This window comes from Streptomyces sp. M2CJ-2, assembly GCF_016757295.1.
Taxonomy (GTDB): Bacteria; Actinomycetota; Actinomycetes; order Streptomycetales; family Streptomycetaceae; genus Streptomyces.
On the sequence record NZ_JAESIF010000062.1, the window covers coordinates 24,434 to 36,839 of the forward strand.

The following is a 12,406-nucleotide window of genomic DNA, read 5'->3' on the forward strand; positions in this document are numbered from 1 at the left end:
GGCCGAGGTGCCCTCTGGGGACCAGATCGGCTCCAGGTCGGTCGGCGTCCTGCCTGAGTCGGGACTCCAGGGCACGAGGCTCTGCGTACGAGAGCACAGCAAGCTGTTCAGTCGGATCCGTACGGAGATGATCACGCGGTTCCGCAGAGAAGGTCACGCCTGGGTGTGACTGACTCTGCTCACCCTCGAAGGGTGCGTGACTTTCTCTGCGCTTCGGTGGGCCTCGGGGCGGTCACGCCGGCCACATCTCCCACAGCAGGAGCTCCGACGCGGTCTCCGCGAGCGCTTCGATGTCCTTGGCGTCGGTGATGCGGGCCGCGTCGCCCGGGGTGAGGTGTTCGCCGTTCAGGGTCACTTCGCCGCGTACGACGTGGGCGTACACGTATGCGGCGTCCGGGATCGCGGTTCGCTCGCCCGCCGCGAGGCGGCGGACGTGGAGCATGGCGCCCGCTTCCGGGAGGGCGTACGGGGTGGAGTCGGCGAGGCCGTGGACGATCTCGTAGAAGGGGTCGCCGCCGGGCTCCAGCGGGGCCAGCCACATCTGGAGGAAGGTCAGGGGCTCGGGGCCGGCGTTGCGTTCCACGTGGCGGACGCCGGAGGCGGCGCTCAGGCGTTGCAGGTCGCCGGGGCGGACCACGCTCTCACGGCCGGTGGAGTCGCGGTGGGTCAGCTCGCCGGAGACGACCCAGGTGACGATCTCGGTGTGGCTGTGCGGATGCTCGTCGAAGCCGGCGCCGGGGGCCAGGTGTTCCTCGTTGCAGGCGATGACCTGGCCGAAGCGGAGGTGGTCGGGGTCGTAGTGGGGGCCGAAGGAGAAGGCGTGCCGGGTCTCGATCCCGGCCGCCGGATCGCCGCCCTGGTAGCGCTCGTGCGCGCGCCGTACGTGCATCACCGGTCCACCGTAGACCTGCCCCGCGGACCCGGCGGTCCGTTCACCCGTCCGGATAAGGCAGTCTTGTCCACGTGCCCGAACCCGAAGCCAGTATCCACGATGCCGCAGCACACCCCGTCCACGCGCATGCCGCGACGTTGAGGAGGCTGGAGAAGTCGTCCGGCAGCCTGGCGGCGCAGGCGATCACGCGGATGGGCGAGACGCTGCCCTGGTACCGGGCCATGCCCCCGGAGAACCGTTCCTGGATCGGGCTGGTCGCGCAGGCGGGCATCGCCGCCTTCACCGAGTGGTTCCGGCGCCCCGACGCCCCGCAGGCCATCTCCACCGACGTCTTCGGCACCGCGCCGCGCGAGCTGACCCGGGCCATCACGCTGCGGCAGACCGTGGAGATGGTGCGCACCACCATCGAGGTCATGGAGTCCGCCATCGACGAGGTGGCGGCGCCCGGCGACGAGGCGGTGCTGCGCGAGGCGCTCCTCGTGTACGCGCGGGAGATCGCCTTCGCCACCGCCCAGGTGTACGCGCAGGCCGCCGAGGCACGGGGTGCCTGGGACGCGCGGCTGGAGTCGCTGGTGGTGAACGCGGTGCTCAGCGGCGAGGCCGACGAGGGTGCCGTGTCGCGGGCCGCCGCCCTCGGGTGGAACTCGCCGGAGCACGTGTGCGTGGTGCTGGGTACCGCGCCCGACGGTGACTCCGAGCTGACCGTGGAGGCGATCCGGCGGGCCGCCCGGCACGCCAAGCTGCAGGTGCTGACGGGGGTGCTCGGGGACCGGCTGGTGGTGATCGCGGGTGGCAGCGACAACCCGCTGGGGGTGGCCAAGTCGCTGATCGGCCCGTATGCGCAGGGGCCGGTGGTGGCGGGGCCGGTGGTGCCGGACCTGCTGGCGGCGACCCGGTCCGCGCAGGCCGCCGCGGCGGGCCTCAAGGCGTGTACGGCCTGGCAGGACGCACCGCGCCCGGTGCTGGCCGACGATCTGCTGCCGGAGCGGGCGATCGCCGGTGATCCCGCGGCCCGTGAACAGTTGGTGGAGGAGATCTACAGACCGCTGGAGGAAACCGGGGCCGCGCTGCTGGAGACGCTCAGCGTCTATCTGGAGCAGGCGAGCAGTCTGGAGGGGGCCGCCCGGATGCTGTTCGTTCACCCGAATACGGTTCGTTACCGGCTCCGACGTGTGACGGACGTCACCGGTTGGTCACCCTCCGATGTACGCTCGGCCTTCACGCTGAGGATCGCGCTGATCCTGGGGCGTCTGGTCGACGGTGATCCTCAGTTCTAGTCTCTTGTCGGGGTCCCACAAAACCCCCTCGTGTTCTTCGTCCCTGTCCCCACGGGCGGCTTCGGCCGTCGTCAAGAGAGAGTGTGAGAGTGCTCGTACTCGTCGCTCCCGGCCAGGGCGCTCAGACGCCCGGATTCCTGACCGAATGGCTCGACCTGCCCGGCGCCGCGGACCGCGTCGCCGCCTGGTCCGAGGCCATCGGACTCGACCTCGTCCACTACGGCACCGAGGCCGACGCGGACGCCATCCGTGACACGGCCGTCGCCCAGCCGCTGCTGGTCGCGGCCGGGCTGCTGTCCACCTCGGCACTCGGTGACATCGCGGACATCGCGCCCGGCGCGGTGGCCGGCCACAGTGTCGGTGAGATCACCGCCGCCGCGTTCGCGGGTGTCCTCGACGACTCCGCCGCGCTGAGCCTGGTCCGCAAGCGGGGTCTGGCCATGGCCGACGCCGCCGCGATCACCGAGACCGGTATGGCGGCGCTGCTCGGCGGCGACCCGGACGTCACCGTGGCGCATCTGGAGAAGCTGGGGCTGACCCCGGCGAACATCAACGGCGCGGGCCAGATCGTGGCGGCCGGCACCAAGGAGCAGCTGGCCGCGCTGGAGGCGGACAAGCCCGAGGGTGTGCGCCGGGTCGTCCCGCTCAAGGTCGCCGGCGCGTTCCACACGCACCACATGGGTCCCGCGGTCGACACGCTGGCCAAGGCCGCCGAGGACCTGGCTCCGGGCGATCCGAAGGTCACCTATGTGTCGAACAAGGACGGCGCGACGGTCGCGACCGGCGGTGAGGTGCTTCAGCGCCTGGTCGGCCAGGTCGCGAACCCGGTCCGCTGGGACCTGTGCATGGAGACGTTCAAGGAGCTCGGGGTGACCGCGCTGATCGAGGTGTGCCCCGGGGGAACCCTGACCGGTCTCGCCAAGCGTGCGCTGCCCGGCGTCAAGACGCTGGCGCTGAAGACCCCCGCAGACCTCGACGCCGCCCGCGAGCTCGTCGCAGAGCACGCCTGACGCCCTTAGGAGCAGATTCCGCATGGCGAAGATCAAGCCCGGTAAGGGCGCCCCGTACGCGCGCATCCTGGGTGTGGGCGGCTACCGGCCCACCCGGGTCGTGCCGAACGAGGTGATCCTCGAGACGATCGACTCGTCCGACGAGTGGATCCGCTCGCGTTCCGGCATCGAGACGCGGCACTGGGCGTCGCCGGAGGAGACGGTCGCGGCGATGTCGGTCGAGGCGTCCGGCAAGGCGATCGCGGCCGCCGGGATCGACGCCGGGCAGATCGGCGCCGTGGTCGTGGCGACCGTGTCGCACTTCAGTCAGACCCCGGCCGTCGCGACCGAGATCGCCGACAAGCTGGGCACGGACCAGGCCGCCGCCTTCGACATCTCGGCGGGCTGCGCGGGCTTCGGTTACGGCCTGACGCTGGCCAAGGGCATGGTCGTGGAGGGCTCGGCCGAGTACGTGCTGGTCATCGGCGTGGAGCGGCTGAGCGATCTGACCGATCTGGAGGACCGGGCCACCGCCTTCCTGTTCGGTGACGGCGCGGGCGCGGTCGTCGTCGGCCCGTCCCAGGAGCCCGCGATCGGCCCGACGGTCTGGGGCTCGGAGGGCGACAAGTCCGAGGTCATCAAGCAGACCGTGCCGTGGACGGACTACCGCGACGGCGAGGTCGAGAAGTTCCCCGCGATCACGCAGGAAGGCCAGGCGGTGTTCCGCTGGGCCGTGTTCGAGATGGCGAAGGTCGCCAAGGAGGCGCTGGAAGCCGCCGGGCTTTCGCCGGACGATCTGGACGTCTTCATCCCGCACCAGGCCAATGTGCGGATCATCGACTCGATGGTGAAGACCCTGAAACTGCCGGAGCACGTCACGGTCGCCCGTGACATCCGCACCACCGGCAACACCTCGGCCGCCTCGATTCCGCTCGCGATGGAGCGGCTTCTGGCGACCGGCGAGGCGAAGAGCGGCGACACCGCGCTCGTCATCGGCTTCGGGGCGGGTCTCGTCTACGCCGCTACGGTCGTTACCCTCCCCTAGGCACTCCGTGCCGGATCATCGGATCCGGCACGGGAACCGCAGTACCCGCCGTTGACGCGGCGGGCGCCACACCCTCTGGAATCACAGCGAAGGAGCGCCATCATGGCCGCCACTCAGGAAGAGATCGTCGCCGGTCTCGCGGAGATCGTGAACGAGATCGCCGGCATCCCGGTTGAGGACGTCCAGCTGGACAAGTCCTTCACCGACGACCTGGACGTCGACTCGCTGTCCATGGTCGAGGTCGTCGTCGCCGCCGAAGAGCGCTTCGACGTCAAGATCCCGGACGACGACGTCAAGAACCTCAAGACCGTCGGCGACGCGACCGAGTACATCCTCAAGCACCAGGCCTGAGCACTGCCGGGCCTTCCCCCGTCCCGAGGGGAGGCCCGGGGGCCGGGGCCCCGGCCCCGCCACCCGGCGGTGGCGCCGTACGAATCCTCGTATCCGTTGGAGAAAGAATTCCGATGAGCTCGACCAATCGCACCGTGGTCGTCACCGGTATCGGCGCAACCACACCGCTGGGTGGCGACGCGGCCTCTACCTGGGAGGGCCTGCTCGCCGGCCGTTCCGGGGTCAAGGCCCTGGACCAGGAGTGGGCCGCCGACCAGGCGGTCCGTATCGCGGCTCCCGTGGCCGTGGAGCCCACCGAGACCATTCCCCGTCCGCAGGCCCGCCGCCTGGACCGCTCGGCGCAGTTCGCGCTGGTGGCGGCCAAGGAGGCGTGGGCTGACGCCGGCTTCGAGGGCAAGGCGGGCGAGGACCCGAACGTCGCCCCGGAGCGGCTCGGCACGGTCATCGCCTCCGGCATCGGCGGCGTGACGACCCTGCTGGACCAGTACGACGTGCTGAAGGAGAAGGGCGTCCGCCGCGTCTCCCCGCACACCGTCCCCATGCTGATGCCGAACGGCCCGTCGGCCAACGTGGGCCTGCTCGTGGGCGCCCAGGCGGGCGTGCACACCCCCGTCTCGGCGTGCGCCTCGGGCGCGGAGGCCATCGGCTACGCCATCGAGATGATCCGCTCCGGCCGCGCCGACGTCGTCGTCGCGGGGGGCACCGAGGCGGCGATCCACCCGCTGCCCATCGCCGCGTTCGGCAACATGATGGCGATGTCCAAGAACAACGACGACCCCGAGGGCGCCTCGCGTCCCTACGACGTCGCCCGGGACGGTTTCGTCCTCGGCGAGGGCGCGGGCGTCGTCGTCCTGGAGTCCGCCGAGCACGCCGCCGCGCGCGGCGCCCGCGTCTACGCGGAGGCGGTCGGCCAGGGCATCTCGGCCGACGGCCACGACATCGTGCAGCCGGAGCCGGAGGGCCGCGGCATCTCGCACGCCCTGCAGAACCTGCTGGACAACACCGACCTGGACCCGGCCGAGATCGTGCACGTCAACGCGCACGCCACCTCGACCCCGGCCGGTGACGTGGCCGAGCTGAAGGCGCTGCGCAAGGTCTTCGGCGACGACGTCGACCACATGGCGGTCTCCGCGACCAAGTCGATGACCGGGCACCTGCTCGGTGGCGCCGGCGGCGTGGAGTCGGTGGCGGCGGTGCTCGCGCTGTACCACCGGGTGGCTCCGCCGACCATCAACGTCGACACCATCGACCCGGAGGCCGAGGCGGCCGCGGACATCGTCCGGGGCGAGGCGCGCAAGCTGCCCGCCGAGGGTCGTATCGCCGCGCTGAACGACTCGTTCGGGTTCGGTGGGCACAACGTGGTGCTGGCGTTCCGGTCGGTCTGACCGGCGCCGGTACGTCAGAGGCGTACGTGTGAAGGGCCCCACCTTTCGAGGTGGGGCCCTTCGGCGTGTGTGAGGAGGCCGGTCTCGGCGAGCGGTCCGGTCAGACCACCTGGTGGAGCCAGCGGACCGGGGCGCCCTCGCCCGCGTAGCGGAAGGGTTCCAGTTCGTCGTCCCAGGGTTTGCCGAGGAGCTTGGCGATCTCCGCCTCCAGGTCGGTCTCGCCCTGCTGGGAGCGGACCAGGGCGGCGCGCAGCCGGTCCTCGGGGATCATGATGTCGCCGTGCATGCCGGTGACGGCGTGGAAGATGCCGAGGTCGGGGGTGCAGCTGTAGCGCTCGCCCTCCGCGGTGGGGCAGGGCTCCGAGGTGACCTCGAAGCGCAGCAGCTGCCAGCCGCGCAGCGCGGAGGCGAGTTTGGAGGCGGTGCCGGCCTGGCCCTTCCAGGAGAACTCCGAGCGCCAGGTGCCCGGCGCGGCGGGCTGGCGGGTCCAGTCCAGGCTGACGCGCACGCCGAGCACCCCCGCGACGGCCCACTCGACGTGTGGGCACAGCGCACGCGGCGCGGAGTGCACGTACAGGACTCCACGTGTCGTCACCGGAACCTCCGGGCAGAGCGGGACAGGACGGAACGGGCCGATCAGCGGGTGGCCGGGCGAGCCACGTTGATGGCGAGGCTACCGTGTGGCGGGGGAAGGAGTGTGACGTACCGTCCGTCCTGGTGCCCGGAAACTTCCGCCATTCACCCGGCAGGACGACAGTTTCCCGGGTCGTCTGCCCCGAATGGCCGCGGGCCCCGGGTGGTGTGAGCCGGTCCGTCCGAGCGGGCGGGAACTCCCGTGCGTTGTTATGCATGGGGGACGGTGACCACGATGCGCGGGGAGGCGGCGGGATGGAGCAGCGGACACGGCGGGCACGGATCGGGCGGGGTGTCCGCTCGCGGGCCGTGCCGGCCGTGGCGGCGGCCGTGTTGGGGGGCGTGCTGGGTGTCGCCGGCTGCGACGCCGTCGGCGGTGACGCGTCCGCTCCGTCCGCCGGCCCGGCGGAGAAGACCGCGCCGTCCCCCTCCCCCACACCCGTCTGGGACACCAGTCCCACGTCCGTGGCCGCCGTGGGCGATTCCATCACCCGCGGCTTCGACGCGTGCGCGGTGCTGACGGACTGTCCCGAGGTGTCGTGGGCCACGGGCAGCAGTGAGCGGGTCGACAGTCTCGCGGTGCGGCTGCTGGGGCCGGCCGGGGCGGCCGAGCGGAGCTGGAACTACGCGGTCACCGGGGCGCGGATGGCGGATCTGCCCGGCCAGATGGCCCGGGCGGTGCGGCGCGATCCGCAGCTGGTGGCGGTGATGGCCGGGGCCAACGACGCCTGCCGGGCCACGACGTCGGCGATGACGCCGGTGGCCGACTTCCGCGCGGACTTCGAGGACGCGATGCACACCCTGCGCAAGGCACTGCCCAAGGCCCAGGTGTATGTGGCGAGTGTGCCGGACCTCAAGCGGCTGTGGTCGCAGGGCCGGACCGACGAGCTGGGCAAGCAGGTGTGGAAGCTCGGCATCTGTCCGTCGATGCTGGCCGACCCGGATGTGCTGGACGCGGCGGCGACGGAGCGGCGCGAGACGGTGCGAAACCGGGTGGAGGACTACAACGAGGTGCTGGAGGAGGTCTGCGCCGAGGACCTCCGGTGCCGCTTCGACGGCGGCGCGGTGTACGAGTACGAGTTCGGCACCGCGCAGTTGAGCCGCTGGGACTGGTTCCACCCGAGCGTCGACGGTCAGGCCAGACTGGCGGAGATCGCCTACCGCACGGTCACGGCGAAGCAGCCGTGACCTATCGTTCCGCACATGAACGAACTCTTCGGCACACTTTCCGACGGCACCCCGGTGCACCGCTGGACCCTGGAACGGGCCGGCACACGGGTGCGGATGCTGTCGTACGGCGGGATCGTGCAGGCCGTGGAGGTACCGGGCCGGGAGGGGCGGCCCGGGAACGTGGTGCTGGGCTTTTCCGACCTGGACGGCTATGTCGCCCGTCCGGAGCCCTACTTGGGCGCCCTGATCGGGCGCTACGCCAACCGGATCGCGGGTGCCCGCTTCCCGCTGGACGGGCGCGTCCACACGCTCGCCCCGAACAACGGGCCGAACTCGCTGCACGGCGGTGAGCGGGGCTTCGACAAGCGGGTGTGGGACGTGACGCCCGTACCGCACGGGCTGCGCCTCAGCCGGGTCTCCGCGGACGGCGAGGAGGGCTTCCCGGGCCGCCTGGAGATGTCGGTGACGTACACGCTGGACGAGCGGGGCGCGCTGGGGATCGTGTACGAGGCGGTGACGGACGCGCCGACGGTGCTCAACCCGACGAACCACTCGTACTGGAACCTGACCGGTGCCGGTGCCGGCAGCGCGGCCGGGCACGAACTGCGGTGCGCCGCCTCCCGGTTCACCCCGGTCGACGCGGATCTGATCCCGACCGGCGGCCTCCGGGACGTCACCGGCACCCGCTTCGACTTCCGCGAGGGGCGCAGGACGGGCACCGGGTACGACCACAACCTCGTGCTCGACAAGGGGGTGACGCCGACGCCGGTGGAGGTCGCCGAGCTGTACGACCCGTCGTCCGGGCGGGTGCTGACGGTGGCGACCACCGAGCCCGGGATGCAGCTCTACACCGCCGACCTCATCGGGAAGCCCTTCGCCCCCGGAGCCGGCGTCGCACTGGAGACCCAGCACTTCCCCGACTCCCCGAACCGGCCCGACTTCCCGAGCACGGTCCTGCGGCCGGGCGAGGTGTTCCGCTCGGAGACGGTGTACGGCTTCTCCGTGCGGTAGGTCCGGCCCCGGGGCGGCGGGCATGAGCCCCGGTCCGGGGTCAGGGTCCCGGGCCGGGGCTGCTCATACGAGGACTACCCCCGGTCGACGGGTGATACCCCGCATCAGACGTTAATCGCTGCGCCGGCCCCGCGGTCCGTGATCGAGCATTCGGCCTGGAATTCGTACGAACCCTTCACAAAGGGACACCATGTGGTCACTTCGTGCCGGATCCTGACAGCACGCCGGTGCGGTTCGTCGACGGCCTCGGCGGCGGCCTCAGTGCGCCGGCGCCACGGGCTCGCCGGCGCCGTCCTCGGCGGTCTCCTCGCCGAGCAGGTCCCGTGCCATGAGGGTGGCGCCGGCGACCGCGCCCGGCATCAGGAACACCGCGACGAACGGGACGAGGAAGGCCAGCCCGAGCGGTGTTCCGAAGCCCCAGACCAGGGCCTTGCGGGCCCTCAGCAGGGCGAGCCGCTCCCGCAGTTCGACCTCGCGGCGCTGGAGGGCCACCGCCGTCAGCTCCTCGGTGAGGAAGAACCCGGTGACCATGAAGCCGATCACCGGTACGACGGTCTGCCCGAGGAAGGGGATGAACCCGAGGGCGAAGAGCAGCACCGCCCAGACGAGGGCGCGTACGACGATGCGGAGGCTGTCCCGGCCGGATATCCACAGCTCCCGCCCCAGCGTCAGCCCGGACTCGGGGGCGGTGCCGTCGGGCGAGACGTCCCGGTCGACCTTCTCGGAGAGGCTCTCGTAGAAGGGCTGGCCGATGAGCAGTGTCACCGCGGTGAAGGTGAGGGCGGACAGCAGCAGTCCGAGCGCGAACAGGACGACGGTGAGGAACCCGCGGAACAGGCCGAGCCAGGGACTGGACCAGTCGTCGGCGAACGGTGTCGCCCAGCCGACGAAATCGGCTCCCCACAGGGCCAGCGCCACCAGTGCCGCCGCGTACAGCACCAGTGTGATCAGTCCCGGCACCAGGCCGAAGCCGTACTGCTTGCCGTGCCGGGCCACCCAACGCTGGCCCTTCAGGAGATACCGGAATCCCACCCCAAGATCGCGCATGAGGGCACTATAGGGGCCCCTCGACGGCGCGTCGTGGGCCGGTCGCCGTCAGAGCTTGACGATCATCTTCCCGGTGTTGTCGCCGCGCAGCACCCCGAGGAACGCCTCGAGGTTGTTCTCGATGCCCTCGACGACGGTCTCCCGGTACTTGAGCTCGCCGGACCGCACCCAGGCGCCGACCTCCCGGACGAACTGCGGCTGGAGGTCGTGGTGGTCGTTGACCAGGAAGCCCTCGATGCGGCCGCGGGTCTGGATGAGCCGGGCGAGGTTCCTCGGACCGGGCGCGGGCTCGGTGTTGTTGTAGACGGAGATCATCCCGCAGACGGCGATCCGGCCGCCCCGGTCGAGCGACCCGATCGCCGCCTCCAGGTGGTCGCCGCCCACGTTGTCGAAGTAGACGTCGATCCCGTCCGGGGCGGCGGCGCGCAGCTGCTCGCTCACGGGGCCGTTCCTGTAGTTGAAGGCGGCGTCGAAACCGTACTCCTCGACGAGCAGCTTGACCTTCTCGTCGGATCCGGCGGAGCCGACGACCCGGGAGGCGCCCTTGAGCTTCGCGATCTGCCCGACCTGGCTGCCGACGGCGCCCGCGGCGCCGGACACGAAGACGCGGTCGCCCTCCTTGAAGGCGGCGGTGCGCAGCAGGCCCGCGTAGGCGGTGAGCCCGGTCATCCCCAGCACGCCCAGGTACGCCGACAGCGGCGCGGCGTCGGGGTCCACCTTGACCGCGTTCTCCGCGGCCACGACGGCGTACTCGCGCCAGCCGAAGAAGTGCAGGACGTGGTCGCCGACGGCGATCCCCTCGGCCTCCGAGGCGACGACCTCGCCGACGGCACCGCCCTGCATGACCTTGCCCAGCTCGTACGGCGCCACATAGGACTTGGCGGCCGACATCCTTCCCCTCATGTACGGATCTACGGAGAGGTACTTGTTCCGCACCAGCACCCGGCCCGCACCGGGTGCCGGGACCTCGGCCTCGGCCAGGGCGAAGTCCTCGGGCTTCGGCCATCCGACGGGCCGGCTGAGCAGCCGCCACTCGCGGCCGGTGGTGGGGAGCGTGGGGGTGTCGGACATGGGGTGGGGCCTCCTCGAGGTGTTTCAGTACCTGAAACAACCATGCCGCTGAATATTTCAGGATGTCAAGCATGTGGGTACCCTGGGGGCATGGCCGCCGCATCCAGTTCCCCCAGCCGCCCCGACGCCCTGACTCTGGAGGTCGTCGAACTCATCGGTTCGGTCGTGGCCCGCTACCACGAGGAGTACGAGGAGGCTGCAGCCGGCCACGCGCTCACCGGCGCGCAGGCCCGGCTGCTGAGCCTGCTCTCCCTGGAGCCCCTGCCGATGCGGAAGCTCGCCCACCGTCTGAAGTGCGAGCCGTCGAACGTCACCGGCATCGTCGACCGTCTGGAGTCGCGCGGGCTGGCGGAGCGCCGCCCGGACCCGGCCGACCGCCGGGTGAAGCTGGCGGCGGCGACGGCTGAGGGGCGCAGGGTGGCCCGCAGCATGCGGGAGTCACTGCGCTTCGCCCGCGAGCCCCTGGCCGCCCTCACGGAACAGGAACGCCTGGCTCTGCGGGACACGCTGCGGACGATGCTGGACGCCGGCCGGGACACCGGCGCACCCGAGGCGTAGACGACAACTCCACCGGGCCCGCGCCCGTCAGGTGCACCACCACAGGAAGCGGTCGCACGTTTCCGAGGGTTCGGGCTCCGGTTCCGGTTCGGGTTCGGGCTCCGCGGTGGTCGGGTCGGGCTCCGGGACGTCCGGCTGCTGCGGGGACTGCGGCGGCGCGGCGGTCGGGTCGGCCGGTGACGTGTCCGCGGGCACCGAACCGGCGGCCTTTTCAGGCTCCGCCGTCTCCTCCTCCGCCTCCGCCGACTCCTCGTCCGTCGGCGACTTCGAGGCCGACGGTGAGCCGGAAGCGCTGGGGGACGGGGAGTTCACGGGCGCGCCCGCACCCGGGGCTCCACCGGGCGGTGGCCCCGACTCGGTCTTCGCCGATCCGCCGGCCGACGTCTCGTCACCGGCCGCCGCCGGCTCGGGCTTCGATCCCGGCGCCTCCATCCCCAGCTCCGCGAGGCTCAACGCGCCTGCGGCCAGGACGAATCCCACCGCGATCAGCAGCGACCTGCGCCGCCGCCTGCGGTGCGCCGCGGCCTTGCGGTCCCGGCGGCTCGCCCCTGCCGCAGGCCCCTCGTCGTCCGTCTCCGGACCCGTGGGGTCGTCGGCTCCGGCAGCCGGCCGCCGCGCGCCTTCGGCGGGTTCCGGCTCCGCGTGCGGCGTCGGCTCCGGTTCCGGTTCCGGCCCTGGTTCCGGCTCCGGCACGTCCTCCTCGTACGCCGCCTGCGGGGCGGCGGAGTCCTCCGGGTGGGCGCGGAGGGCCTCGACAGGGGTGCCGCACCCCGGGCAGGCGAGGGCGCCGTTGAGGTGCCGTCGGCACGGGTGGCAATAGTCCATGACGCGGGAAGACTAGGTTCCGCTCACGCCCGGTCGATAGAGCACGGTGTGAAGGTTTGGTAGGGACCTTCGCCCAATGAGGTCTTCTCGGCAACGTGACGGTTGCGGTGCGTGATGATGCCGGGCGGCGGGATGGTGACTCGATGCCGGAC

The 12,406-nt window shown here is 71.6% G+C and carries 13 protein-coding genes; 8 read left to right on the top strand and 5 right to left on the bottom strand.

What is annotated here, in order from left to right; genetic code table 11:
• Positions 1–232: 232 nt before the first annotated feature.
• Positions 233–889, bottom strand: coding sequence for a pirin family protein (locus JL475_RS30900; RefSeq protein ID WP_202281321.1), 657 nt, complete (start codon positions 887–889; stop codon positions 233–235).
• 74 nt (positions 890–963) lie between these two features.
• Here JL475_RS30900 and fasR point away from each other — a divergent pair, with 74 nt between their 5' ends.
• The 5 genes from fasR (at position 964) to JL475_RS30925 (ending at position 5,939) form a co-directional block, all read left to right on the top strand.
• Entirely contained in the window at positions 964–2,169 is a 1,206-nt protein-coding gene (fasR, locus tag JL475_RS30905; RefSeq protein WP_202281310.1) for a fatty acid biosynthesis transcriptional regulator FasR, read from the top strand.
• Between the two features lie 89 nt (positions 2,170–2,258).
• Positions 2,259–3,179, top strand: a complete 921-nt coding sequence (locus tag JL475_RS30910; RefSeq protein ID WP_202281311.1) for an ACP S-malonyltransferase — start codon at positions 2,259–2,261, stop codon at positions 3,177–3,179.
• A 22-nt stretch (positions 3,180–3,201) separates the two neighbouring features.
• A complete protein-coding gene (locus JL475_RS30915) occupies positions 3,202–4,203 on the top strand; it encodes a ketoacyl-ACP synthase III (RefSeq protein ID WP_202281312.1) in 1,002 nt (333 codons plus the stop codon).
• A gap of 102 nt (positions 4,204–4,305) precedes the next feature.
• Positions 4,306–4,554: an acyl carrier protein gene (locus tag JL475_RS30920; RefSeq protein WP_004988657.1), complete on the top strand. Its 249-nt coding sequence runs from the start codon at positions 4,306–4,308 to the stop codon at positions 4,552–4,554.
• Between the two features lie 113 nt (positions 4,555–4,667).
• On the top strand, positions 4,668–5,939 hold the full coding sequence (locus JL475_RS30925) for a beta-ketoacyl synthase (RefSeq protein ID WP_202281313.1): 1,272 nt from the start codon (positions 4,668–4,670) through the stop codon (positions 5,937–5,939).
• Positions 5,940–6,039: 100 nt separating this feature from the next.
• Here the strand turns inward: JL475_RS30925 and JL475_RS30930 are convergent, their stop codons facing one another.
• Positions 6,040–6,534 (bottom strand): DUF3145 domain-containing protein, encoded by a 495-nt coding sequence (locus JL475_RS30930; RefSeq protein WP_109381402.1) that lies wholly within the window; start codon positions 6,532–6,534, stop codon positions 6,040–6,042.
• Between the two features lie 293 nt (positions 6,535–6,827).
• Here JL475_RS30930 and JL475_RS30935 point away from each other — a divergent pair, with 293 nt between their 5' ends.
• Together JL475_RS30935 and JL475_RS30940 are read left to right on the top strand one after the other, a co-directional pair.
• Positions 6,828–7,760: an SGNH/GDSL hydrolase family protein gene (locus JL475_RS30935; protein WP_202281314.1), complete on the top strand. Its 933-nt coding sequence runs from the start codon at positions 6,828–6,830 to the stop codon at positions 7,758–7,760.
• Positions 7,761–7,775: 15 nt separating this feature from the next.
• A complete protein-coding gene (locus JL475_RS30940) occupies positions 7,776–8,753 on the top strand; it encodes an aldose epimerase family protein (protein ID WP_202281315.1) in 978 nt (325 codons plus the stop codon).
• Positions 8,754–9,011: 258 nt separating this feature from the next.
• Here JL475_RS30940 and JL475_RS30945 read toward each other — a convergent pair whose 3' ends face one another.
• Both JL475_RS30945 and JL475_RS30950 read right to left on the bottom strand, forming a co-directional pair.
• Complete coding sequence (locus tag JL475_RS30945; RefSeq protein WP_202281316.1) at positions 9,012–9,800, bottom strand: EI24 domain-containing protein; 789 nt, start codon at positions 9,798–9,800, stop codon at positions 9,012–9,014.
• A gap of 48 nt (positions 9,801–9,848) precedes the next feature.
• Entirely contained in the window at positions 9,849–10,871 is a 1,023-nt protein-coding gene (locus tag JL475_RS30950; RefSeq protein WP_202281317.1) for an NADP-dependent oxidoreductase, read from the bottom strand.
• Positions 10,872–10,961: 90 nt separating this feature from the next.
• Here JL475_RS30950 and JL475_RS30955 point away from each other — a divergent pair, with 90 nt between their 5' ends.
• The gene (locus JL475_RS30955) at positions 10,962–11,429 is read left to right on the top strand and encodes a MarR family winged helix-turn-helix transcriptional regulator (protein ID WP_237408758.1); all 468 of its coding nucleotides are present in this window, start codon (positions 10,962–10,964) and stop codon (positions 11,427–11,429) included.
• A gap of 27 nt (positions 11,430–11,456) precedes the next feature.
• On the opposite strand, the gene JL475_RS30960 is transcribed toward JL475_RS30955, so the two are convergent.
• Positions 11,457–12,254, bottom strand: a complete 798-nt coding sequence (locus JL475_RS30960) for a hypothetical protein (protein WP_202281319.1) — start codon at positions 12,252–12,254, stop codon at positions 11,457–11,459.
• Positions 12,255–12,406 lie beyond the last annotated feature (152 nt).